Source organism: Achromobacter sp. LC458 (assembly GCF_001005835.2).
Taxonomy (GTDB): domain Bacteria; phylum Pseudomonadota; class Gammaproteobacteria; order Burkholderiales; family Burkholderiaceae_B; genus Achromobacter; species Achromobacter spanius_B.
In genome coordinates this window covers 1-24,443 of the sequence record NZ_LBHW02000025.1, presented here as the reverse complement: position 1 = coordinate 24,443, position 24,443 = coordinate 1, and the positions used below count along the sequence as shown (strand labels likewise).

General features: G+C 67.6%; 22 protein-coding genes. 14 read left to right on the top strand and 8 right to left on the bottom strand.

Annotated features, from left to right (window positions below):
- Positions 1-6: 6 nt before the first annotated feature.
- Positions 7-801 (bottom strand): amino acid ABC transporter substrate-binding protein, encoded by a 795-nt coding sequence (locus YH64_RS19790; protein WP_046807300.1) that lies wholly within the window; start codon positions 799-801, stop codon positions 7-9.
- A 296-nt stretch (positions 802-1,097) separates the two neighbouring features.
- On the opposite strand from YH64_RS19790, the gene YH64_RS19785 reads away from it, so the two are divergent.
- Together YH64_RS19785 and YH64_RS19780 are read left to right on the top strand one after the other, a co-directional pair.
- Positions 1,098-1,505: a hypothetical protein gene (locus YH64_RS19785; RefSeq protein WP_143215450.1), complete on the top strand. Its 408-nt coding sequence runs from the start codon at positions 1,098-1,100 to the stop codon at positions 1,503-1,505.
- A complete protein-coding gene (locus tag YH64_RS19780; protein ID WP_046807302.1) occupies positions 1,502-2,356 on the top strand; it encodes a TlpA disulfide reductase family protein in 855 nt (284 codons plus the stop codon). The genes YH64_RS19785 and YH64_RS19780 overlap by 4 nt, the downstream gene beginning before the upstream one ends.
- A 4-nt stretch (positions 2,357-2,360) precedes the next feature.
- Here the strand turns inward: YH64_RS19780 and YH64_RS19775 are convergent, their stop codons facing one another.
- Genes YH64_RS19775 through YH64_RS19760 form a run of 4 tightly spaced genes read right to left on the bottom strand, consistent with a single transcriptional unit; the run spans position 2,361 to position 6,856 of the window.
- Complete coding sequence (locus tag YH64_RS19775) at positions 2,361-2,675, bottom strand: Zn-ribbon domain-containing OB-fold protein (RefSeq protein WP_046807303.1); 315 nt, start codon at positions 2,673-2,675, stop codon at positions 2,361-2,363.
- On the bottom strand, positions 2,672-3,826 hold the full coding sequence (locus tag YH64_RS19770) for a thiolase family protein (RefSeq protein WP_046807304.1): 1,155 nt from the start codon (positions 3,824-3,826) through the stop codon (positions 2,672-2,674). The genes YH64_RS19775 and YH64_RS19770 overlap by 4 nt, the downstream gene beginning before the upstream one ends.
- Entirely contained in the window at positions 3,823-5,136 is a 1,314-nt protein-coding gene (locus YH64_RS19765; RefSeq protein WP_046807305.1) for an MFS transporter, read from the bottom strand. The genes YH64_RS19770 and YH64_RS19765 overlap by 4 nt, the downstream gene beginning before the upstream one ends.
- Before the next feature lie 37 nt (positions 5,137-5,173).
- A complete protein-coding gene (locus YH64_RS19760) occupies positions 5,174-6,856 on the bottom strand; it encodes an AMP-binding protein (protein WP_046807306.1) in 1,683 nt (560 codons plus the stop codon).
- A 164-nt stretch (positions 6,857-7,020) separates the two neighbouring features.
- On the opposite strand from YH64_RS19760, the gene YH64_RS19755 reads away from it, so the two are divergent.
- Both YH64_RS19755 and YH64_RS19750 read left to right on the top strand, forming a co-directional pair.
- Entirely contained in the window at positions 7,021-7,947 is a 927-nt protein-coding gene (locus tag YH64_RS19755; RefSeq protein WP_223265061.1) for a LysR family transcriptional regulator, read from the top strand.
- 102 nt (positions 7,948-8,049) lie between these two features.
- Positions 8,050-8,949 carry an MBL fold metallo-hydrolase gene (locus YH64_RS19750; RefSeq protein WP_046807308.1) on the top strand — a complete coding sequence of 300 codons (900 nt, stop codon included), beginning with the start codon at positions 8,050-8,052 and terminating at the stop codon, positions 8,947-8,949.
- Positions 8,950-9,102: 153 nt separating this feature from the next.
- Here the strand turns inward: YH64_RS19750 and argC are convergent, their stop codons facing one another.
- Entirely contained in the window at positions 9,103-10,035 is a 933-nt protein-coding gene (gene argC / locus YH64_RS19745) for an N-acetyl-gamma-glutamyl-phosphate reductase (protein WP_046807309.1), read from the bottom strand.
- 127 nt (positions 10,036-10,162) lie between these two features.
- On the opposite strand from argC, the gene YH64_RS19740 reads away from it, so the two are divergent.
- The gene (locus YH64_RS19740; RefSeq protein WP_046807310.1) at positions 10,163-11,056 is read left to right on the top strand and encodes a LysR family transcriptional regulator; all 894 of its coding nucleotides are present in this window, start codon (positions 10,163-10,165) and stop codon (positions 11,054-11,056) included.
- Between the two features lie 56 nt (positions 11,057-11,112).
- Here YH64_RS19740 and YH64_RS19735 read toward each other — a convergent pair whose 3' ends face one another.
- Positions 11,113-12,816 (bottom strand): chloride channel protein, encoded by a 1,704-nt coding sequence (locus YH64_RS19735; RefSeq protein ID WP_082134652.1) that lies wholly within the window; start codon positions 12,814-12,816, stop codon positions 11,113-11,115.
- A gap of 50 nt (positions 12,817-12,866) precedes the next feature.
- On the opposite strand from YH64_RS19735, the gene YH64_RS30830 reads away from it, so the two are divergent.
- The 8 genes from YH64_RS30830 to YH64_RS19690 all read left to right on the top strand — a co-directional run bounded on the left by YH64_RS30830 (position 12,867) and on the right by YH64_RS19690 (position 20,767).
- Complete coding sequence (locus YH64_RS30830) at positions 12,867-13,007, top strand: thiocillin family RiPP (protein ID WP_143215449.1); 141 nt, start codon at positions 12,867-12,869, stop codon at positions 13,005-13,007.
- Between the two features lie 141 nt (positions 13,008-13,148).
- The gene (locus tag YH64_RS19725) at positions 13,149-13,595 is read left to right on the top strand and encodes a MarR family winged helix-turn-helix transcriptional regulator (protein ID WP_046807311.1); all 447 of its coding nucleotides are present in this window, start codon (positions 13,149-13,151) and stop codon (positions 13,593-13,595) included.
- A gap of 136 nt (positions 13,596-13,731) precedes the next feature.
- A complete protein-coding gene (locus YH64_RS19720; protein ID WP_046807312.1) occupies positions 13,732-14,895 on the top strand; it encodes an HPP family protein in 1,164 nt (387 codons plus the stop codon).
- A 147-nt stretch (positions 14,896-15,042) separates the two neighbouring features.
- Positions 15,043-16,491, top strand: a complete 1,449-nt coding sequence (locus YH64_RS19715; RefSeq protein ID WP_046807313.1) for a sensor histidine kinase — start codon at positions 15,043-15,045, stop codon at positions 16,489-16,491.
- Positions 16,488-17,150 (top strand): response regulator transcription factor, encoded by a 663-nt coding sequence (locus YH64_RS19710; RefSeq protein WP_046807314.1) that lies wholly within the window; start codon positions 16,488-16,490, stop codon positions 17,148-17,150. Before YH64_RS19715 ends, YH64_RS19710 begins: the two co-directional genes overlap by 4 nt.
- 102 nt (positions 17,151-17,252) lie before the next feature.
- On the top strand, positions 17,253-17,741 hold the full coding sequence (locus YH64_RS19705; protein ID WP_046807338.1) for a heme-binding protein: 489 nt from the start codon (positions 17,253-17,255) through the stop codon (positions 17,739-17,741).
- A gap of 225 nt (positions 17,742-17,966) precedes the next feature.
- On the top strand, positions 17,967-19,541 hold the full coding sequence (locus YH64_RS30235; RefSeq protein ID WP_046807315.1) for a hypothetical protein: 1,575 nt from the start codon (positions 17,967-17,969) through the stop codon (positions 19,539-19,541).
- Positions 19,542-19,618: 77 nt separating this feature from the next.
- Positions 19,619-20,767, top strand: a complete 1,149-nt coding sequence (locus YH64_RS19690; protein ID WP_046807316.1) for a diguanylate cyclase — start codon at positions 19,619-19,621, stop codon at positions 20,765-20,767.
- Between the two features lie 55 nt (positions 20,768-20,822).
- Here YH64_RS19690 and YH64_RS19685 read toward each other — a convergent pair whose 3' ends face one another.
- The gene (locus YH64_RS19685; RefSeq protein ID WP_046807317.1) at positions 20,823-23,057 is read right to left on the bottom strand and encodes a rhodanese-like domain-containing protein; all 2,235 of its coding nucleotides are present in this window, start codon (positions 23,055-23,057) and stop codon (positions 20,823-20,825) included.
- A 222-nt stretch (positions 23,058-23,279) separates the two neighbouring features.
- On the opposite strand from YH64_RS19685, the gene YH64_RS19680 reads away from it, so the two are divergent.
- Positions 23,280-24,443 (top strand): type VI secretion system Vgr family protein (locus YH64_RS19680; RefSeq protein WP_143215448.1); only part of this gene is annotated, 1,164 nt, incomplete at its 3' end.

Sequence of the window (24,443 nt, the reverse complement as noted above, 5' to 3'; positions counted from 1 at the left end):
CGCCGCTTACTTGATGATGTTGGCGCCGAACCACTGGGTGGCGATGCGGCCGGCGGTGCCGTCCTGCTTCATCGAATCCAGCGTCTTGTCCAGCTTGCCCAGCAGCTCGGTATCGTCCTTGCGCACGCCGACGCCGTAGTCTTCGGTGCCGAAGTTTTCTTCCAGCACGCGGTATTCGCCCGCGCGCTTGCTGATCAGGTAGCGGCCCACCACTTCGTCCACCACGATGGCGTCCAGGCGGCCGGCGGCCAGGTCCATCAGCGCGGTGACGTTGTCACCGAACTTCTTCACGTCCTTGATCTGCGCGGCAACCGGATCCTTGGCGATGGCGTCCGTGGCGCTGCTGCCGTCCTGCGCGCCGACCGTCTTGCCGGCCAGGTCGTTCTTGACCTTGATGGGCGATGCGGTGCCCACGATGATGATCTGGTGGTTGGCCATGTACGGCGCGGTGAAGCTGATGTTCTTCTTGCGCTCTTCGGTGATGGTCAGGCCGTTCCAGAGAACGTCGACGCGCTTGCCGTTCAGCTCGGCTTCCTTGGCGCTCCAGTCGATGGGCTTGAATTCGACTTCGATGCCCAGGCGCTTGCTGGCTTCCTTGGCCATGTCGATGTCAAAACCGACGATCTGGTTGCTGGCGTCGCGAAAGCCCATGGGCGGAAAGTTGTCATCCAGGCCCACCACGACCTTCTTGGCGACGGCCGGCGTTTGGGCGCCCGCGGTCGGCTTGGCGTCATCGCTGGGGCCGCAGGCGGTCAGCATCGTGGTTGCGGACACGAGGAAAACAGCAGTCAGTTTTTTCATGGGTTCAGGTGTGCGAAGCGTAAGAATAAGAATGCCGGAATAAGAATGCCGGAATGGCTGGCCGGTCAGCCGCGAGCCGCCATTTTAGCGTTACTGCAAGACCGTGCCGGAAAGCGCCCGGGGCGGCCAGGATAGACGTGGGAACGAGATGCCAAGGCGGCAGCGCGGGCCGGGAAGGAATGCAAGCCATGCTAGGCTTTGGCCGCTTGGAGCGGCTGGGCTGCGGGGGGGAACGCGGGGAACACTCGGAACACCCGGAACACCCGGAGCCCACGGTATACACACGGAGGACAGGCATGCAACTGAACATCAAGGACAACGGCGGTCGCCTCATCGGCGTGGCAGAGGTGAGCACGGGCACGGGCGCCGTGATGGAAGGCAGCTTCACGCCCATGCCCGACTTCGCGCCCTACGCGGCATTGTTCGCCGCCCGCGAAGAGGCGCAGAACGCGCCCGGGGCTGACGCGGCCGACCGGGCTGACGCGGCCGACCGGGCTGACGCGGCCAACCCGGCTGACACAGCGCCATCCTCCGGTATGAACGACGCAGCCGACCGCCTTCAGCGCGATATCGATGGCCACGGCTTCGTGGCGCAAGGCCCCATGCCGCTGCCCGGCACCACTGCCGTCCAGGCGCTACGCATCGCGGGCGACCGAATCCGCTTTACCTTGCAACATCCGCTGACCGCCAAGGCCGACGGATGAGCCCCGCCATCCGTATCGGCCCCCTGGTATTTCCCACCGAACTGGCGGTGTTGATCGTCGCCGGCCTTGTCGCGATAGTGGCGGCGCGTTTGATCAACCGCCGGCAAGACGAGGCCGCGCGCCTGTCCGCGGTCTTGTGGCGCGCGCTGATCATCGGGCTGTTGGTCGCCCGGCTGGCTTTCGTCTGGCGCTACCGAAACAGTTACCTGCCCGACCCCATCAACATCCTGGACATCCGCGACGGCGGCTGGAACGGCATGGCCGGGCTGGCGGCGGCCTGGGTCTATGCGCTGCCCGTGGTGCTGCGCCGGCACGCGCCGCGCGCGGCGTTGCTGGGCGCGTTGGCCCTGGCCAGCGCAACCTGGCTCGGCGGCAGCCGCTGGCTGGCGCCCACGCCGCAGGCGCATCCGGAGATGACCGATATATTCGTCCATAACATGAACGGCGCGATGGCCGACTTGTCCGACTTTCGCGGCAAGCCTACCGTGATCAACCTGTGGGCCAGCTGGTGTCCGCCCTGCCGTCGCGAGATGCCCGCCTTTGCCGCCGCGCAGGCCGCCAATCCGGACGTCAACTTCGTCTTTCTGAACCAGGCCGAGGCCAAGCCCGAGGTGACGCGGTTCTTGAAGGACCATGCGCCGACGTTGCGTAACGTGCTGATCGACCCGGGCGCCGAAGCGTCGCGCGAATTCAGCAACCGCGGGCTGCCCGCCACGCTGTTCCTGGACGCTCAAGGGCGGGTGATCGATGTGCGCGTGGGCGAGCTGTCGGCCGCATCACTGGCGCAGCGGGTAGAGGCGACGCGGGCAGCAAGCGCGCGCGCCGCCGATGTGGCTAGCGCGGGTGACTGAACGATTACAGCGCCCCCCAAGGCAGCGCGCGTCCGGCTACCGTGCGCTCGAACAGTCGCAGGCGCTGGCCGATATGCGTCGGGCTGTCTTGCAGCCTCAGCACCAACACCGGCCCGTCGGGCAGTGCACGCGCCGTCCCGATAATGGCGACGGCGGTGTCCGCGCCCTCCTCGGCACCGGGTTGCGTCGTCCAGGCCAGCACCTCGCCCTCACTCACCGCCACCGCCTGGGCGGCGTCGTGGCCGCACGCCGGGCACCACAGGCGGGCGGGATAGACGCGATGGCCGCAAGCGCGGCATTCGTGCACATGCAGGCTCATGATTCCTCCCGGCTTAACACGGCGGCGTTGGCGCACATGCCGTAGCGCAGCTGCACCATGCCGTAGCCGGTGACGACGCCATGCCGTGCGCCCGGCAATTGGCGTGCACCCGCCTGGCTCAACAGTTGCCGCGCCACTTCGACCACGCCGTGCATGCCGCCCGCCGTCCCGGCCTGCCCGGCCGATAACTGCCCGCCCGCCGTGTTCACGGGCAACTGGCGCGTGGCGATACGGCGGGCGATGAACCCGGGCAAGTCGTTTGCGTCGGCATAGCCCAGGTCGCAAAGCTGCGCCACGGCCATCGCCGGATAGTCGTCGTACACGCTGACCACATCCATGTCTTCGGGACCCATTCCTGCCTCTTGCCACAGCCCGTCGGCCAGCTCGGCCACGCCGGTTTGCAGGCCGTCGCCTTCCTGCTGGTCGTGGTTATAGCGCGCGCCACTGGACACCAGCCGCAGGTGCACACCCGTGGGCCGGGCCTGCAAGACCAGAGCGCTGGCCCCGCTGACAACCGGCACGCAATCCAGCCGGCCCAACGGCGGCGCCACCATCGGCGCGTCCAGGTACTGCGCCAGCGTCAAGGGCGTGCGATAGGCGGCGTTGGGGTTGTCGGCGGCCCAGGCGCGCTGCGCGACGCACAGCGCGCCGTAGTCTTCGCGGCGCAGGCCCGTTTGGGCCATCTGCCGCTGGGTCAGCATTGCGAACAAGGGATTGGGCCCCTGGCAACCCAGCGGACTGAGATAGTCCTGCGCGCTGCGGTTGTATCCGCGCACCAGCTGCGCGAAGTCCGCGCCGGTGAAATGGTCACCAGACACCAGCACAATGGTCCGCGCCTGCCCCGATTGCAGTGCCAGCCACGCCTGCCGCAGCAGGTTGATGGCGCTGGCGCCGCCCAGTTCGTCCTGCATGCACCAGTGAAGCCGCAGCCCCAGCTGCCAGGCCAGGTCGATGGCGGGATCCGGCCGCAACGTGAACGATGCCACGCCCAGCCCATCCACCTGGGCGGGCGACAGGCCCGCGTGGCGCAACGCCTGCCCCACCGCCTGTGCCATCAAGCCCGCCGTGGTGCACGCGGCGTCGGGATGGCGCAGCGCGGGGGTTTCGCCCACCGCGACGATGCCGGGCCTGTCTGTGCCGGCCGGGCTCATTCCGTATCCTGCCTGGGCGGGTTACGGGTCAGCAGCAAGGTCACCACCGTGATGGCCGCCATGCCCACCAGAAACCACGCGACGGGCGTGGCCGATTCATATTTGCGCAGCAGCGCCATGGCAATCAAGGGCGACAGGCCACCGGCAAACACCGACGCCAGTTCATGCCCCAACGCCAAGCCCGTGTAGCGCACTTCGGCCGGGAACAGCTCGGCAAAATACGCGGGCTGCGTGCCGATCATGGCGGCGTGGCACACGGTGTTGCCCAAAAAGAACGCCAGGAAAATCCACAGCGGCTCTTTGGTCTGCACCATCCAGAAGAAGGGAAACGCCACCAGCACCAGGCCGACGGACCCGATCAAATACACCGCGCGCCGCCCGATGCGGTCGGACAGATGGCCAAACCACACCAGCGTGCCCAGCTCGATGAACATGGACACCAGCACGCCGCCCAGCATCACATCATTCGAGATGCCCAGGAACTTGCCATAGGCCAGGGCAAAGGCCAGGAAAATGTACGAGCCGCCGTTTTCCGCCACGCGCAGGCCCATCGCCGTCAGCACCTGACGCGGGTAGCGGCGAAACACCTCTACGGCCGGCATGCCGCGCTTGGCCGTTTTTTTGGCCTGCACGAATTCCTCGCTTTCCGGAATGTGCTTGCGGATGTACAGCCCTACGCCAAAGATCAGCACGCTAAGCAGGAACGGCAGGCGCCAGCCCCAGCTCATGAACATGTCCTTGGGCAATTGCTGCGCCAGCATGAAAATGCCGGACGACAGCACGAAGCCGCCCGCCACGCCCAATTGACTGAACGACGAAAAATAGCCGCGCCGCTTGCCGCCCACGGCTTCGCTGATCAGCAGCACGCCGCCGCCCCACTCACCGCCCGCCGCCGCGCCTTGCAACACGCGCAGCACCACCATCGCCACCGGCGCCCAGAAGCCGATCTGCTCGTACGTGGGCAACAGCCCGATCAGGAACGTGGCCGCGCCCATCAGGCCCAGCGTCCATTCCAACGCCAGCTTGCGGCCGTAGCGGTCGCCGATGTGGCCGAAGATCACGCCGCCCAGCGGGCGCGCCAGAAATCCCACGGCAAAGCCCGCGAACGCGCCCATGGTGCCCAGCAAGGGGTCGGTGCCCTTGGGGAAGAACAGGTCGCCGAACACCAGCGCGGCTGCCGTGCCGTAGATGAAAAAGTCGTACCACTCCATCGCGTTGCCCGCGACGGATGCCGCCACGACGCGCCGGGTTCGCTTGCGCTTTGCTTCGTCGTCGGCGGACAGCGCCGCCCCTTTGTATGCCATCGTCATTGCCGCCCCTTGGATTTTTGAATGGATGAATGGCGCGTCAGCGCGCCACGCGATAACCGGCCGCATCCCTGTCCCAGGTGTCGCCGGTAATACCTTCTTCCCGCAAACGGAACTTGCGGACCTTGCCGTTCTCGGTGCGCGGCAGATCGTCCAGCACGCGCACGTAGCGCGGCACGGCGAAATACGGCATGCGGGGCTGGCAAAAATCAAGCAGGCCTTCGGGCGTGGGCGCGTGACCGGTCTTGTAGACCAGCGCGGCCATCACTTCGTCTTCGGCCAATTCGGAACGCACGGCGTACACCGCCGCCGTGGCGACGGCGGGGTGCGACAGCAGCACCTGTTCCACTTCGTACGACGAAATGTTCTCGCCCCGGCGGCGGATGGCGTCTTTCATGCGGTCTAGAAAGCGGAAGTAGCCATCGGCATCGCGCACGACGCGGTCGCCCGTGTGAAACCACAGGTTGCGCCAGGCGTCGACGGTCTTGTCGGGCATGCCGAAATAGCCGGTGGCAATCGCAAACGGCGGACGCGCGCGCAGCAGCAGTTCGCCCGGTTCGCCATCCGGCACGGGCGCGTCATGGTCGTCGGCGACGATGGCGTCAAATTCCGGCGCCACCCGGCCCATCGTGCCCGCGCGCTGGTCGGCCAGCACGCCGCCCAATGCAAAGTTGGTTTCCGTGGACCCATAGCCTTCCAGCAACGCCATGCCGGTGCGCTCGGCGAACACGGCATGAAAGCGTTCGGGTACGCCGGGCGCCAAGGCAATGCGCGTGCGGTGTCCGCGTTCTGACGGGCGGGATTCTTGCGCCAGCAACATCGGCACCATGGCGCCCAACAGATACGTGACGGTGGCGCCCGTGGCTTGCAGGCGGTCGAAATAACGGCTGGCCGAAAACCGTTCGTCGCAGATGATGGACGCGCCCGTCACCAACGCCTGGAAGCAGGCGTTCAGGGCGTTGGTGTGAAACAGCGGCAGGCTGGTGTAGAGCACGTCGGCATCCGAGATTTCCAGATTGCGCGCGGCGATCTTGCCCCACCAATAAAACTGCGCGTGCGGACAGCACACGCCCTTGGACGGGCCAGACGTGCCCGACGTGTACAGAATGGCCAGCATGTCGCCCGGCTGGATCGTGGCGGCAGGCAATGGCGGCGTGTCGGCGTGCGGGGCCGGCGGCGGCGCGCTGGCGGGTACGGGCAATTGGCAATCGGGGTCGGCGGGATCCAGCAACCAGATCGCGCGCAGGGCCAACGGCGCATCGTGCGCGGGTTGCCGACCGGCAGGCGCGCGTTGCGCGGGCTGCGCGGGTTGCGCGTCGTGCACGGGTTGCACTGGTTGCGCCGGCTGCCCTGCTTGCGACAGCGTCGCCAACGCCGCCACGGACGGACAGGACGCCGCGTCCGCCACCAACAACACGCATCCGCTGTTGCCCAACATGTGCTGCAACTGCATGCCGCGCGACGCGGTGTTGATGGGCACCACCACCGCGCCCAGCCAGCCGCAACCCAACACTATCGACAGGAACTCATGACGGTTGCCGGCCATGAGGCCCACGCGATCGCCGCGCTTGACGCCCGCGGCAGCCAGCCGCGCGGCCCAGCTTGCCGCATGCGCCGGCGCATCGCCAAATCGCAACGCACCGCCCGGCGCCTGCACCCACAGGCGGTCTCCCAAGCGGGCCGCCTGTTCCACCAACAGCGACGGTAATGTCAACGCATGCATGACGACGGTTCCCCTGTTGCACTCTTGTGTCGTTGCGGTCGCATCAGCGTGCAGGCACGTCGCGGCCGGTGTGTAGCGTGAAATTAGTCTAGGAATCAACTATTTATGTGTCAAATTTATGGGTATTATTTATCTTATAAATCCGACTGATATCAGGGGCATGCGTGGACTTCGACTTGAATCTCATGCGGGTTTTCCTGACCGTGCTGCACGAGCGCAGCGTGACGCGCGCGGCGCAACGGCTGAACTTGACTCAGCCGGCCGTCAGTTACGCGCTGGCCCGTTTGCGCGAACAGTTCGACGACCCGCTTTTCGTGCGCACCGCCACCGGCATGCAGCCCACGCCGGTGGCGTTTGCGTTGGCCGACCCCATCGAACGCGGCATGAACAGCTTTGCCGAGGCGGTCAGCCTGCGCCAACAGTTCACCCCCGCGACCAGTACCCGACGGTTTCGGCTGTCGATGTCGGACATCGGTGAAATGGTGTTTTTGCCGCCGCTGATGGAACGCGTGCACGCCTTGGCGCCGCGCCTGCGGGTCGAGGTGCTTGAGGTTCCGCTGGAGCAACTGCCGCAGGCTTTGAAGGACGGCCAGGTGGACTTGGCCATTGGCAACCTGGCCGGGCTGGCGCGCCATACGTGCCACGCCGACCTGTTCAGTGAACGCTATGCCTGCATGGGGCGGCGCGGCCATCCCGTGCTGTCGGCGGGCTTGACGCGCGGGCAGTTCAAGCGGCTGGATCACATCCTGGTGGCCTCGCGCGCCAGTGCCCACCGGCTGCTGGACGATGTGCTGGGCGAAGCGGGCTTGCAACGCCAGCCGTACCTGACGCTGCCGCACTTCTCGGCCGCCGCCGAGATCGTGCGGCGCACCGATCTGACCGTGACGCTGCCGCATCGCGCAGCGCTTTGGTTCAATCGCGACAAGGCGTTTGAGATCCGGCCGCTGCCGATTGCGCTGCCGCCCTTGTCGGTCACCGTGCACTGGCATGCGCGCTTCGAGAGCGACCCGGGCACGATGTGGCTGCGGCGGCAGGTCCAGGCCACGCTGGCCGACGCCGCGCCGGACGCCGCCTTGGCGGACCGCGCTTGATCTGCTCGAAGCGCGCAACAGACTCTGGCAAAGACAGGGATAGATCGACGGGATTCACGCCACTAGACTGGCCGCTTCCCTGATCCCACCCTGCGAGCCGCAATGACCCTCTTCCCTTTCGCACGCCGCCTGCTACAGACCGCCGCGCTGGCGCTGTTGATCGCCCCCGTGCTGAACGCCCCCGCCCGCGCCGCCGGCACGGACCTGACGCTGACCCATTTCAACCCGGGCAACGACGCCATCTTTCCGGTGTCTTCCGTCCTGGTCGCCGGCAAGCGCGATGCCATTTTGATTGATGCGCAATTTGGCAAGTCGCAGGCGGAAAAGGTGGTGGCGATGGTGCGTGACAGCGGCAAGACGCTGACCACCATCTACATCAGCCACGGCGATCCTGACTTCTACTTCGGCCTGGACACCGTGTTGGCAGCCTTCCCGGGCGTGCGCGTTGTTGCTACTGAGCCGACCGTGCGGCACATCAAGGAAACCGTTGATGGCAAATTGGCGTTCTGGGGTCCCAAGCTGGGCGCGGATGCGCCGGCCAAGGCCGTGATCCCGCAGGTGCTGGCCGGCCACTCCCTCACGCTGGAAGGTCATCAGCTTGAAATCACCGGCCTGGACGGCGCGCAGCCTGACCGCAGCTATGTGTGGATTCCGTCGCTAAAGGCAGTGGTGGGCGGCGTTGTGGTGTTCGGCAATCTGCACGTGTGGATGGCGGACACGCAGACGCCGCAGTCGCATAAAGACTGGCTGGCCACGCTGCAACACATCGAAGCGCTCAAGCCGGTCACGGTCATTCCCGGCCACTACGCTCCCGGCGCGCCGCTGACGCTGGAATCGGTGCGCTACACGCAGGGCTATATCCGCGCCTTTGACGCGCAAACCGGCAAGGCCGCCGACAGCGCGGCGCTGGTCGCGGCCATGAAGGCGCAGTACCCGCAAGCGGGCGGCGCCGCGTCGCTGGAACTGAGCGCCAAGGTCGCCAAGGGCGAAATGAAGTGGTAGGCAGGCGCGGGGCAAGCACGCCGCACTGACGACGCGACAGAAGCGTCGCCACCGCAACATTGCCCCAGCCGCGTGGCCTTGGCGACGAAGCCCAGGCTACGCGGTCACTGAAAGTGGCTGCGCAACCCGTGCCCCCATCCCGCGCAGCGGGCCTCAGCGCATCGCCGCCAGCATCAAGTCCAGGTTCTGCACCGCCGCGCCGGACGCGCCCTTGCCCAGGTTGTCAAACACGGCGGTCAACAACACCTGTCCATGCTGCGCGTTGCCATAGACGGCCAGCCGCAGGTTGTTGGTGCCGTTCAGTGCTTGCGGATCCAGATTCGTATGGGTGGCGGCGTCTTGCGGCGCCACCACTTGCACGTGCGTTGTGTCCGCATAGTGCTGTTGCAGGGCGTCATGCAGCTGCGCGATGGTGACGCTGGCCGGCAGCAACCGTAGTTGCAGCGGAATCGTCAGCACAATGCCCTGGCGGAACGCGCCATAAGCGGGCACGAACACGGGCCGCTGCGTCAGCCCGGCATGCGCTTCGATTTCGGGCGTGTGCTTGTGCGCCAGGCCCAGGCCGTACAGCTGGAATGCGGGCTGGGACGCCGCATCGGCGCCTTCGTACGCGTCCACACTGGCGCGCCCGCCGCCCGAATAGCCCGACACGGCATGCACCACCGCCGGATAGTCGGCGGGCACCAGCCCCGCCTGGATCAAGGGCCGCAGCAAGGCGATGGCGCCGGTGGGATAGCAACCTGGGTTGCTGACCCGCTTGGCCCGCGCGATGGCGTCGGCCTGGCCCGCCGCCATTTCCGGAAACCCATAGACCCAACCCGGCGTCGTGCGATGCGCCGAACTGGCGTCGATCACGCGCACGGCGGGGTTGACGACGGATGCCGCCGCCTGGCGCGCCGGCTCGTCGGGCAGGCACAAGATAGCCACATCGCTGGCGTTGATGGCTTCGGCGCGGCGGGCGGCGTCTTTGCGCTCGGCGGCCGGCAAGGTCAGCAGGCGCAGGTCGGTGCGGCCATTCAAACGTTCATGGATTTGCAGGCCGGTCGTGCCTTGGTCGCCGTCGATAAAGACTAGGGGTTGGGTCATGGCTGCTCCGTCAGGAAAAGGAATGGGGGCTGGGTGCAAGCCGTATCATCGACCCGCGCCATGCATAAGAAAAGTCGAATATCATGACCGTCAAATTCATCTTTTCTGAACGACGGAAGATCACCCCATGCGTGAAATCAGCCTAGACCGCCTGCGCACCCTGGTTGCTATTGCCGACCTTGGTTCCTTCGCCGAGGCGGCGCGGGCCTTGCACCTGGCGCCGCCCACCGTCAGCCTGCACGTGGCCGACCTGGAAGCCCGCGTGGGCGCGCCGCTGCTGACGCGCAAGCGTGGCCAGGTGCGCGCCACCGCCATCGGCGACACGCTGCTGGAACGCGCGCGCCGCTTGCTGGCCGAAGCCGATCAGGCGCTGGATGATGTACAGCGCCAGGTGCAGGGCTTGTCCGGCCGCGTGCGGCTGGGCGCATCCACCGGCGCCATCGCGCATCTGCTGCCGCGTGCGCTGGAAACCCTGGGCAAGCATCACCCCGGCATTGACGTGCAGGTGGCGGTGCTGACGTCGCAGGAAACCTTGCAGCGCTTGAACGATGGCAGCCTGGACGTGGGCTTGGTGGCGTTGCCGCAACCGCCTATCGATGGCTTGGTGATCAAGCCATGGCGGCGTGATCCGGTCATGGCGTTTTTGCCGGCCGGCTGGAGCGCGCCGGCACGCGTCACGCCCGCGTGGCTGGCCACCCGCCCGCTGATCCTGAACGACGCCACCACGCGGCTGTCGCGCCAGACGGGTGAATGGTTTGCCGCCGCCGGGCTGAACCCGCGCGCGCGCATCCAGCTCAACTACAACGATGCCATCAAGAGCCTGGTGGCGGCGGGTTACGGCGCGACCCTGCTGCCGCACGAAGCGACCGCGCCACAGGCGGACGCGCGCATCATCATGCGCGCGCTGCGCCCGGCATTGTGGCGGCCGCTGGGCATTGCGCATCGGGCCGAAAAAGTGGAACGGTCAACCCAGCATGTGCTGGACGTACTGTGGCAACTGCGGGCGGCAAGCGGCACGTAGCGACGTAGCGCGTCTGAAAGCGGGACGCGCGCGGCGGTCCAAAAGCACAGCAACGGTCAGCAAGCGCGGCGGAAATACGCCGTGCGCCGCGTTTCTTCGCGCAGCCGTTGAGCCCGCGCGCGGAACAGGTCGCGCCGGCCCACCAGCCCCAGCAAGCGGTGATTGGCGCGGTCAACAATTGGCACTCGCCCCACGCCAGACAACGCCATGCGGTCGGCGATGCGGCTGGCCAGTTCGTCCGGATACCCCAGCACCGGCTCGCGCCCGGCCAGCGCATCGGCCAGGGTGCGCGTGTCCTCGGCTTCCTCCAACGCCCACGCCAGCCAATCCGCGCGAGTCGCGGTGCCCACGACCACGCCATCGTCGTCCACCACCGGGTAGCTGGTATGCACGTGGCCCAGCGTCGTGAAATGGGCAATGGCCTGCGCCACCGTCATGCTTGCCGCGAAGGTTTCAACGGGATGCGTCATCACCGCTTCGGCGCGCAGCAGTTCGAAGGGATCCACATGGTATTCACGGCTGACGTGATGCCCGCGCCGCGCGATTTTCTCGGTCAGGATGGACCGCTTCAACAGCAGCACCGTCATGCCGTAGGCGAACACGCAGGCCGCCAGCACGGGCAACAACGCGCTCAGGTTGCCGGTGAGTTCGACGGCGAACAGCGTTGCGGTCAGCGGCGCGCGCATGGTGCCGCCCATCATGGCTGCCATACCCACCAGGGCCCAGAAACCGGGATCGGCCTGCGGCAGCCACGGCGTGGCCAGCGCGCCCAGCGCCCCACCAAAAATCAGCAAGGGCGCCAGCACCCCGCCCGAGGTGCCCGAGCCCAGTGCGATGGACCAGATCGCCACCTTGACCACCAGCAAGACCAGCACGGCTTGCAACGCCAGGTCGCCCGCCAGCAGGTGGCGGATGTTGTCATAGCCCACGCCCAGTGCCGCCGGGTCGATCAGGCCGCCGATGCCGATGGCCAACCCGCCGAACGCGGGCCACCACATCCAATGCAAAGGCAATTTTTCGAACAGGTCCTCGGCTGCGTACACCAAGGACGTCAGCACGCCCGAGCCCAGGCCGGCCAGCACCCCCACCGCCGCGCACGCCAGCAGGTGGCCCGGCGTAAAGGACAAGGCCCCGGCATAGGCAAAGATAGGCCCGGCATCCAGCATGAAGGCGCGCGCGGCGGCGGCTACCAGGGCCGCCATGGCCACGGGCAGGAAGCTGCGCGGCTTCCACTCGAACAGCAGCAATTCCACCGCCAACAATATGGCGGCCAGCGGCGTGGCGAAGATGGCCGTCATGCCGGCGGCGGCGCCCGCCACCAGCAGGGTCTTGCGCTCGCCGTCGTCCAGGTGGATGGTTTGCGCCAACAGCGACCCGATGGCGCCGCCCGTCATGATGATGGGCCCTTCCGCGCCGAACGGCCCGCCGGTGCCGATCGACACGGCGGACGACACGGGTTTGAGCACCGCCACTTTGGGCTGGATCCGGCTCTTGCCGATCAATATGGCTTCCATCGCTTCCGGTATGCCGTGGCCGCGAATCTTCTCGGAGCCGTACCGCGCCATCAAGCCGATGATCAGGCAGCCCACGACCGGAATGGCCACGGACGCCCAGCCCAGCGCACCGGTCGTGATGGGTTGGTCGACAAAGGAAAACTGGCCGTGGTAGGCCAGGTTGGTGCACAGGGCGATCAACCGCAGCAAGGCCCACGCGGCCAGCACGCTGGCCAGGCCCACGGGCACGGCCAGCGCCATCAGCATCACCACGCGGCGGTCGGTGGTGAAGTCGCCCAGGCGGTGGGCGCGGGCGGATGCGCCGGGTTCGGGGCGGCCAGACGTTGGGGCCGATTGGGACGTTGGGGACGTTGGGGACGTTGGGGACGTTTGGGACGTTGGGGACGTTTGGGACGATTGGGACGGCGGGGCCAATGGAGACGTCGGGAAAGTCGTAGACGCCGCGGCCGTCGGCAAGGTGGCAGACGCGCGCGATGTTGCGGGCATTGAGGGGGTGGACGATGAAGGCATGGAAGTGCAAGAACGGGTTCGGTTTCACTTATTTATATCGTATCACGACATATATTAGAATTGCGCTTGTGAAAACGTCTCCGTCCCCCACTCCGCTGTCCCCCGCCGACTACGAACTGTTGGCCGACTTTCGCTACGCGCTGCGCACGTTCGCCGCGTTCAGCGAAGGCGCCGCCGCCGAATTGGCGTTGACGCCGCAGCAGCATCAAACCCTGCTGGCCATCAAGGGCACGCGCAAAAACGCGCCCGACCGGCGCGGCCTGTATGTCGGTGAAATTGCCGACCGACTGTTGATCCGGCCGCATACGGCGGCCGAGCTGGTCGGCCGTCTGTCGCGTCTGGACTTGGTCAGCCGCGAGGCGGATCCCGAAGATGGGCGCCGCGTAGAAGTCATTCTGACGCCCAAGGCCGAACGCCTGCTGGAAAGCCTGTCGGCCTCGCACCTGGAAGAACTGCGCGCCATGCGGCCCTTGCTAGGCCGCCTCCTGGCGCGCATCGGCGACGACACGGCTTAACGGGCGCCAGGGGCGAGCGCGCCTCCTGCGCCGCCCCTGGCGCCTGCCCCTGCCCATAAGTTCATAACCGGCCAACACGGCGCCGCGTGATAAATTGTCGTCCCGCGACATATTTCAAGCACGCGAGGAGATCGTTTTGGGTGTGGCATTAAAGCGCTGGCTGAGCGCATTCGCGCCAGCGCCGGTGCGCGTCAACGGGCGCGAAAAGCTGGTTGGCGTGCTGGGCGCGCTGGTCGGGCTGTTCTGCACGGAATGGGTGGGGCGACACGCGCTGGGCGCGGCCAGCCCCTGGTTCATCGCGCCCATGGGCGCATCGGCCGTGCTGCTGTTTGCCGCGCCGGCCAGCCCGCTGGCGCAGCCCTGGTCCATCATGGCGGGCAACCTGGTGTCGGCACTGATCGGCGTATTTTGCGCGCAGATGATTCCCGTGCCAGGCGTGGCGGCCGCCGTGGCGGTGGCCTTGTCCATCGGCGCCATGTTCAGCCTGCGCTGCCTGCATCCGCCCAGCGGCGCGGTGGCGTTGACGGCCGTGCTGGGCGGGCCGCCGGTGGCCGCCCTGGGCTATGGCTTCGCCCTGTGGCCCGTGGGCTTGAATTCATTGATCCTGCTGTGCATTGCCGTGGCGTTCAACGGCGCCTTCAAGCGCAACTACCCGCGCCGCCACGCCGACCCCGCGCAAAGCCACCACACACGCGATGCCGCGCCCAGCACCCGCCTGGGCTTTTCCCGCGCCGACCTGGACGAAGCCCTGGCGCAGCGCGGCGAACTGCTGGACATCAGCAAGGAAGACCTGGAAGACATCGTGCTGGCCGCCGAGCTGCGCGCCAGCGTGCGCCGCTTTGGCGACGTTTCGTGCGCGGACATCATGTCGCGCGATGTCGTCACCGTGCAGGAACACGCCCCGCTGGACCACGCCGTACGCCTGTTCGACAAGCATCGGCTACAAGCCTTGCCGGTGCTGGACGCAGCCGGTCGTTACGCGGGCATGGTCGCGCAGGCGGACGTGCTGGCGCGCAAGACGCGCCCGCTGGTCGCCATGCCGGACGGCACCCCTGCCCAAGAACTGCTGGTGGCCGATTGCATGCGCAGCGAAGTGCCCTTCGCCACGCCCGGCCTACCCGTGATCGAACTGGCCCGCCCCATGTCGGACAGCGTGCATTGCGTGCCGGTGCTGGACGCTTCGCGCACCTTGCAGGGGCTGGTGACGCAGTCGGACCTGGTGGCGGCGCTGTATCAAATGGCGGTCTCGGCCAGCTCGCAGGCCGAGACCGGCGACCATGCCCCCCAGCGCGCGGCCTGACGCCTGCGTAACCATCGCCTCCCTGACCATCGCCGCCGAAGCCGTCGCCCCCGAAGCCATTGCCCCCGAAGGCATTGCGTTCGTAACCCACGCCTCCGTAACCCTACGGATGTTGGGGCGCGCTTGCCGCAAGGCATAATTTCACGCGTGAATCCCTTATCGCGCTCCCGCGCCCTCCTCTGCTGGCTGGTTTTGTTCTTGCTGGGCGCCGCCTGGATCGCCCGCCAGGAATACCTGGACCAGCACGACCGCTTCTTTCAAAGCACCAGCATCGCCCAGCGCATGCTGAGCCAGAAGACCGTGCAACACGAGGCCGTGCTGGCCACGCTGACGGCCCTGTCGCATCCGCCCACCCCCGAACGTCTTTACCCCAGCCTGCACCCGGCCATGCCGCAGCTGCTGGGCTTGGGCTATCTGGCCGATGGCGCGTGGGCCGGCAGCCTGCCGCCACCACCGGATCTGTCCGCCGCCGTGACGCGCGCCACGCAGTTGGGCCGGCCGGTGACATTGCCGCTGGACGCCGCCCGCTACTGGCTGATCGCGCCGTCCAGCTGGAGCCTGTTGATCGATGCCCGCCAACTGGTGCCGCCCGCCGACTTCCCGCCCAACCTCAGCAACCTGAGCCTGCTGGTGGATCAGCGCCCGCTGGCGCTGCTGGACAAGCAGCCCGAGGACGCGCGCGGCTTGCCCATGACGCTGCAAAAGCCGCTGGGCGCGGCCAGCCAACCGTTTCAGATGCGCAGCAGCCGCACCCTGACGCCGTCTTATTGGCCCTGGACGGCATGGACCGCGTGGGCGCTTGCCAGCGCGCTGCTGGTGGCCGGCGCCGCCGCATGGCAGCGCTCCCGCGCCGAAGCCCGCCGCCAGCAGGAACAGGCGCGGCTGGCCGCGATGGCGCGCCTGGGCACGCTGGGCGAAATGGCCGCCGGCATCGCGCATGAATTGAACCAGCCCCTGACCGCCATCCTGGCGCAGACGCGCGCCGCCCAACGCATGCTGGACGACGAGGACGAGCGCCCCGCCGTGCGCCACGCACTCTTGGCCAGCGCCGAGCAGGCCAAGCGCGCGGCCGACATCATCAGCCGCATGCGCGCGCTGGTCCAACCCCGCCCGCCCGCGCGGCGCGAAGCGCTGGACCCCGACGCGCTGGTGGCCGCGCTACGCTTTCTGCGGGAAAGCGAACTCGCCCGGCAGGGCATTCGCCTTGTCTGGCACAACGCCAGCCCCGGCGCGCGGCCGCTGGGCGACCGCGTAGCACTGGAACAGATTCTGCACAATCTGGTGCAAAACGCCGCCGACGCGCTGGCCGGCACTGACGGCCCCCGAGTGATCCAGCTGGAAGGCCGGCTGGACAGCCGCGCCTCGGGCGACGTCTACCGGTTCAGCATCAGCGACAACGGCCCCGGCATTGCCGCCGACGCACTGCCGCGGCTGTTCACCCCGTTCTACACCACGCGCGCACAAGGCATGGGCCTGGGGCTGGCCTTGTGCGAAACGCTGGCCGGGTCGATGGACGGCAGCGTGGCCGCGCACAACCTCAAACCCTCGGGCGCGTGTTTCACCGTCAGCCTGCCTTGCAACAAGAGCCCCGCATGAACCCCGCACCCAACCCCGCGCCCAACCGCACGCCCGAACTGTCACCCCGGGTGTACCTGGTGGACGACGACGACGCCGTGCGCGACGCGCTGGCGCTGCTGCTGCGCAGCGTGGGCCTGGCCAGCAGCGGCTTTGCCGACCCGCAGGCCTTTTTGTCGGCGCTGCCCGCCAGCGCGATCGGCTGCGTCGTGCTGGACATCCGCATGCCCGGCATCAGCGGCCTGGACGTGCTGAGCCGCCTGGCCGACCAGTCCGACCTGCCCGTCGTCATGTTGACCGGCCACGCGAATGTGGACCTGTGCCGCCGCGCCTTCAAGGGCGGCGCCATGGAGTTCCTGCAAAAGCCGGTGGACGACGATGTCTTTTTGGACGCGGTGCAGGCCGCCGTGCGCACGCATGTGGCCAGCCGGGAAAGGCTGGCCGTGACGCAGGCCGCCGCCGACCGGCTGGCGCGCCTGTCCGGCCGCGAACACGAGGTGCTGGAACGCATCGTGCGCGGCATGAGCAATAAGGAAATCGCGCGGGAATTCGACTTGTCGCCGCGCACCGTCGAAACGTATCGCGCCAACGTCTTCGCCAAGCTGGAAGCCGACTCGCTGGCGCAACTGATCCGCCAATACGCCACCCTGCTCGACGAGCGCGCGCCAGGGCCTCCGTAAGCCTACGGAGGCGCGCGCGTAGTCGGGCGTATACCGCGCAACGCCGGATTTGGCCACACTGACTGCTCCTACCGAACGCTCTGAAATCAAAGGATGCAGACCATGAACCGTGTCACCCTAGCCACCCTGTTGTCCACCCTGGCCTTTGCCGGCGCCGCCCACGCCGCCGTACTGACGGAAAGCAACCTGTCGATGGCCGATGCGCAGAAGCTGGCCACCGCCACCGTCGCCGCCTGCCAGGCCAAGGGCTACAACGTCAGCGCTTCGGTTGTGGACCGCGCCGGGCTGCTCAAGGCCTTTGCCCGCGCCGACAACGCCGGCCCGCACACGATCGAGGCCAGCCGCGCCAAGGCCTTCACGGCGGTGTCGGCCAAGACGCCCACGCTGACGATGATGGAAAACGCGCAAAAGAACCCCGGCGCCGCCAACCTGACCGACATCCCGGGCTTTCTGCTGCTGGGCGGCGGCGTGCCGGTCAAGGCAGGCACCAACGTGATCGGCGCCATCGGCGTGGCCGGCGCGCCCGGCGGCAACCTGGATGCGCAATGCGCCGACACCGTGCTGGAAGAGAACGCCGCGCTGTTCAAGTGATCGACGGCGGGTGCGGTCAAGGCGATCCGCCCGCGTTTCGGGTTCTGGTTTCGGGTTTCGGTTCTCGGATCTCGGGTTTCGGATCTCGAATTTCGGATTTCGAGTTCGTGGCGTCGCGGGTTCGTGGGGCCGCGGGTTTCCGGGTGGCGATTGGCGCGCGCGGCGTCAACAGGCTAGGCTTACGGGCGCCCCATCAGAAAAACGCCCCGATCGCCCTAGCCTCCCATGCCCTTGCCGCCGCGCCCCGCCTTGCTGGACGAAACGCTACGCATCGTCGCCCGACGTTATCGGGTGCCGGCCACCCTGGCCGGCGACACGGACCCAACCGTGTCGTCCCAGCGCCATTGCGCGACCCGCCTGGCCGTGGCCATCGATCAGGCCCGCCAGGCCTTGGCCAGCGCCACCACCCCGCCGGCCTCGGTCAAGCAGTGCTTTATCGACGCGCTGGCCCAACTCATCCACGAAGCCATGCGCCCTGACCAGGGCGACCCTGCCATCCAGGCGATGGTGCTGCGCCACCAGGCGCCGCAGGTTCGCGAATACGCATCCCTGTCCGCTGGGGCCGAGGCCGACCGACGCGACGTAGTCGCCGCCGTCAACGCCATCGCCCACCCCGCCAAGCTGGAACGCATGCCCGCGGGCGCGCTGCGCACAGTGTTGGCCCGGCTTCAGGCGGCTGCCTCTGCCGCGTCCTGGCCCGCGCTGGCGGCTGCGGTGGCGCAACTGGAATCGCTGCGGGGCACAGCTAGCGACCCAGGCAAAGACCTTGCCGACGGCCCGGCCAATGCCCCTGACAACACCGCAGCTAACGACCCTGACAACGCCTCGGCCAACGCCCCTGACAACGCCTCGGCCAACGCCCCAGCCTCCGACCCAGCCACCGACCCCGCCACCGACCCCACCAACGACCTCGCCCTGGCGCGCAGCCTGTCCCGCTTGCGCGACGGCGCCGCATTGGAACGCTTGCAACGCCTGGACGAGCTGGCCCTGGATTCCTGGGTACGGCGCTACCAGGCGTTATGGAATCGCAACGGCCCCCGCTCGGGCAGCCCCGGGGCCGTGGCACAAGGCGTGGCCGCGCAGCAGCGCGGCGCGGCGGTCGAAGCGCGCGCCTCACAGGCGCTGCAAGCCCTGGCAGACCGACTCAACGCGGCGCCGCACGGCAACGCCGCCTACCGCGTCGTGACGTCAATGCGCGTGCCGCCCGCATTGCCCGGCGATGCCGACCGCGCCAAAAGCGAATGGGACGCCGCGCTGCTGCGCCGTGCGGATGCGCCAAACGTGCCGAACGCGCCAGCCGCCCCGCCCGCCGCCTGGGACGTCTGCCTGCTTGTCGAAGCCAAGGCTTCCGTGGATGCCGCCAGCACCGACTTCGCCCGGCTGTTGCGCGGCCTTGCGCGCCTGGCACAGGCCGAACCGGGCATGACGTATCCGTTTCACACCCACCAGGGCCCCGTGCCGATACGCGGCGCGTCCCTGGCCGCCTTACCCACCGGCAACACCGACCTGTCCGGCGCCGTGCTGTATTGCAGTGACGCGCCGGCCGACCCCGCGCCGCGCCTGCTTAACGCCGCCTGCCGCATGCAACTGCTATCCGCGCCCGCAAGCGTGGCCTACGCCAGCGAGCTTGCCCAAGGGCGGCCGGCCGACACACGCGGGCTGCAAGCCGTCTGGCAGTCGTTGTTGACATCGCCCCAGTGGGCGGGCGTGTTGAATCAGTACCCGCAGCTGTACCTCGTGCGCGAGCTGATGGTGCATGCCGATGACCTGTTGGCGGCCGCGCAACAGGCTGTGATGTAACCGTCGGCGCTGCTTTTTTTCCCCGTAAAATCCCGCAGTCGGCAACACGTGTCGGCACCACGCTGATACCCGCCGGGATGCACGTCGATCTCTACACCCTTTATTTCCTAGTCATCGGAACGCTGCTTGCCAGCGCCGGCATGACCTATTGGGAACACCGGACCAACGCCAAGCGCGGCAAGCAACTGCGGCGGCTGGCCACAGGCTTTGCCACCATCGCCGTCGGCTGTACCGGGGTGGTGCTGCGCGGGTATCTGCCCGCCTGGCTGGGCCCGGCCTTAAGCAACCTGGTCATCCTTGGCGGCTATCTGCTTGTGCTGCAAGGCGTGGCCGCCTTCAACGGCCGGCGCTATCGCGGCGGGTCGGTGGCATTGCTGGTCGTCATGGCGTTGATCTGGGCCATCGCCGGGACCCGTTGGCAAGGCCTCGTCTGGGCCTACGTCAGCGCGGCGCCCATCGCCATCGCGTCCGCGTTGACCGCCTGGGAAATGTGGCGCTGCACGCCCATGAAGGCGCTGACGCCGCGCCGCTTTGTCGTCGGCATCGCCGGCATCCATGCGTTGTTCTACGCCTTTCGGGCGCTGATCCTGCCCTGGCTCGTTGCCCGCCACGGGGCGTCCGTGCAGAGTGCGGCCAGCAGCATCACGATGTACGAAGGCGTGCTGTATTCCGTGTTGCTGCCCATGGCGTTGCTCAAGCTGGTGCGCGAAGAAGCGCATGGCCAACTGCTGCTCGAATCGCAGACCGACTACCTGACCCGCCTGGGCAACCGCCGCTGGTTCTTCGAGGAAGGCGCGCGGCTGCTGCGAACCAAGGGCGCACAGCACCCGGCCGCGGTGCTGGCCTTCGACCTGGACCACTTCAAGTCCATCAACGACCGCCACGGCCATCAGGCCGGCGATCAGGTGCTGAAGACGTTTGCCGATATCGCCCAGGGCGAGGCCGGAGCGGGCGTACTGCTGGCCCGCATCGGTGGCGAGGAATTCGCCGCCTTGCTGCTGGGAGACGACGCGCGCCGCGCACAAGCGCTGGGTGAGACGGTCGCGCGGCGCTTCGCCGAATCCACATCCGAACCCGGCGACCGCAGCGCAATCCGCGCCACGGTCAGCATCGGCCTGGCGTGTTACGAACGCGACGTGCCGCCGCTGGCCGACAGCCTGGCGGCGGCCGATCGCGCGCTGTACCGTGCCAAGGCAATGGGCGGCAACCGGCTGGAGCTGGCGTAGCGCCCGCGCGCCGGTAAAGATAGCGGGCGTCGCGCTACCTCGCTTGCCCCCCTCCTTATCGCGCAGCGGGAATCAAGCGGATGTGTTCGCTGCCGTCGCGCTCCAGCTGCGCCACCAGCCCCAGTTCCCAATCCAGGTACTCCCGAAATCCTTCGTCGCGCGCCGACAGGTCTTCAAAAAGATAGGGGCTGATGCTCTGATCGTCATCGCCGGTCAGCACACCCGCCGCGCCGGTGCCCAAGGCCAGACCCTGCGCCTTCCAGGCCCGGGTTCCGCCCAGCAGATACTGCACCGCGTGCTTGCCGCGCCACGCCAATTCGGCGGCCACCACGCTGGCCAACACGCCGTCGGACGACGTCAACACCACGGTGCGATGATCGTCGGGCGACAGGAACTGCGCCAATCTGTCCGGCGCCGCAAAGCGCGCGCCCGGCACATGGCCGCGCTCGTAGGCCACGCGCGATTCCACGTCAAACACAATCACTTCATCCGCATCCAGTGCCGCGCGCAGCGCCTGTGGCCGCACGCTGGCCGCCTCGGGCCGATGGCGTAACACACGGCGCGGCTCGGGACCGCTTTGCAGCGCGGCCCACGCCGGCGGCTGATACAGATAGACCTCCACCGCGCCCAGTTGCGCCAACCATGCGCCCGTCGTCAACGCCCGCACGCCATCCCAATCCGCCAGCACCACGCGCGCGCGGCGGGTCGCCAGATAGTCGTCGGTGGCCTGCACCAGTTGCCCGCCCGGCGCCCAGCGCCAGCCTTCCAGGTGCCCCGTTTCGTATTCCTCGCGCGTGCGCACATCAAACTTGTACAGCGTGCGCGTGTCCTGCTCGGCCTCAAAGGCGTGCAAGGTCGCCGCATCCACATAGCCGATGCCGGCGCGCTGCGCGACATCGCGCGCCTGCTGCCGCGCCGCATCCCGCGCGGCTTCGCCGGGCTCGGGCAAGGCCGCGTGGCGGCCATAGGCCAGCTCGCGGCCGGACAGCAGCCACTGCATCGTGCCATTGCGCAACGAGGCCACCCGGTTCGGAATGCCCGCGTCGATCAGCGTCTGCGCGCCCACGATACTGCGCGTGCGTCCCGCGCAATTGACGACCACGAACGTGTTCGGGTCCGGCGCCAGCTCGCGGATGCGATAGACCAGTTCAGCGCCCGGCAGGCTGTGCGAGAACGGCAGCGTGAAGTGATGGAATTCCTCGGGCGTGCGGCTATCGACCACGACGATATCGTCACCGCGCGAGATGCGTTCGTGCAGCTCGTCCACATCGATCCAGGGCGTTTGCTTTTCATGTTCGATGACTTCGCCGAACGCCTTGCTGGGCACGTTGGTCCCGGTAAACACCTCCAGCCCGGCACGCGCCCAGCCATCCGTGCCGCCGGCCAGCACGGACACGTCCGACCAACCCAAACGCGTCAGCTTGGCGGCGGCCAGGTGGGCCTGCGATTCGTCGTCGTCCACCAGCACGATGCGGGTGTCGCGCCGGGGCACCAGCCGGTCGGCCAACACTTCAAGCCGCCATAGCGGCGCGGGCACGGCGTACAGCAGATGGCGACGGGCATAGCGGCCCGCCTCGCGCACATCCAGCACGGCGATCTCGGCGTCGCCGCGCAGCGCCTCTTGCAAGGCGTCGGGCGACACGCGCGCGTGGTAGATGGCGGCCGGCGGCGAGAACGTCCGGTACGTGCCGCCGGCCGTGCTTTCAAACACCACCCGACCGTGCAGCCGATCCAGCGCCAGCCCGTAGAAATGCAGGTGCGCGCCGGCCTCGTCGCCGATCAGTTCAATGGTGTGCACATCGTTCGGCCCCAGCACGATGGAACTGCCCGGCCCCACGTCCACGCGGCGCACATGGGTCAGCGCGTCACGCAAGGGGTCGGCCGTGGGCGCGCGGCGATAGACCTCGTTGCGCTCGTTGCCGTGCACGCCGGCAATGATGGCCCAGGTGGTGTGGTCGTGCGGCGGCTGGGCCTTGCCGGCCTCGCCCAGCGACAGGTAGAGCGCATAGCCGCCGTCCACGTCTTCCGCCAGGCGGTACAGCGTACCGGGACGGTCCGGTACCAGCGGAAATTCCTCTGCCGGAAACAAGTCGCGTCGGCTGCCCAATGCCTGCAACAAGGCGGCGGCCTCGGCCAGCTGCTGGGGCGAGGCGCGTGCCGCGTCGGGCACGCGCTTGCGCACGTCGGCGATGAATTCGCGCACGGCCTGCGCGCGCTCGGTGTGCTTGCCGGTGGCCGGGCTGGCCGCTTGGCTGGCCGCTTGGCTGGCCGTTTGGTAAGAGGTGCTCATGAGGTGACCCGCGGTGTCGGATAAGGGAATAGCTGAGGCTACGTGGCCCGTGCGCCGCCGACAACGTAGAAATGCGTCTATGGATATGCGAACCGTTGTCGCACGGATCCCGGCGCGCCCTATCTGGAATCGCCCGGCCCGAAATATCAGAGAAGTTCTATAGACGGCCGGGTAGCGGCCTGCGCAAGATGATCAGTCAACCTGACTCGTCCGGAGGCGCCTGTGTCATCGCACGCGAACGATTTTCGTTTTAGTTTTACGCCCGCCAGTGGCGCGGCATTCGACGTCATTGAATTCACACTGGACGAGGCGCTGTCCGAGACGTATCGGCTATGCGTGGAGTTGTCCAGCTTTGATCCCGCGGTGGATTTCGGCGCGCTGCTGGATCAGCCGGCGCTGTTCACGATATGGCGCGGCGCGGTGGCTGTGCGGCACGTGCACGGCGTCGTCACTGAATTCGTTCAAGGCGACACGGGCTTTCGGCGCACGCGGTATCGGCTGGTGCTGGAGCCGTCTTTGGCGCGCGCCGCGCTGTGTTCCGACTGGCGCATCTACCAGCATCTGTCCGCGCCCGAGATCCTGGCTGACGTCATCAAACGGCAGGGGATTACCGACTACGAACAGGTGACGACGCAGGAACACCTGCCGCGCGAATACTGCGTGCAGGCCGGCGACACCGACTTGACGTTTATCGACAGGCTGGCGGCCGAGGAAGGCTATTTCTATCGCTATGCGCATTCGGAGCATGGGCACCGTTTGATTCATGGCGACCGGATTTATATCCACGGCGAGATCGCGGGCGGGCCGGTGGTTTACAACCCGATGCCGGGAGGCGATCAGGCAGAACCCGCGTTGCATCGGTTTTCTTATGCCGAGCGCGTGCGCACCGCCGTGCAGACGCAGCGCGACTACACCTACACGCATCCGCGCTACAGCCAGGAACATTCGCCGGTTGCATCGGATCTTTCTCATCAGGATGCCCGCTACGAACGTTACGACTACCCCGGCCGCTACAAACGCGACGAGGCGGGTCAGCCGTTTACCCAGACGCGCTTGCTGGGCCGCCGCCGCGATGCGCGCGTGGCACTGGTCGAAGGGGATGACGCGCGCTTGATTCCTGGCGTGGCGTTCGATCTCGCGGGCCATCCTCGTGAAGACTGGAACCATGGTTGGCGACCCGTGCGGATGCAACATCGGGGCGTGCAGCCGTCGAGCCAGGAAGAAGAAGGATCGGGAGCGCAGGGGGGGACGCAGTATCGCTACACCGCGGAACTGGTGCCCGACAAGGTCGATTGGAAACCCGATCCCTTACCCAAGCCGCGTGTCGACGGCCACCAGATGGCGACGGTGGTCGGCCCGCCCAATGAAGAAATCTATTGCGACGAC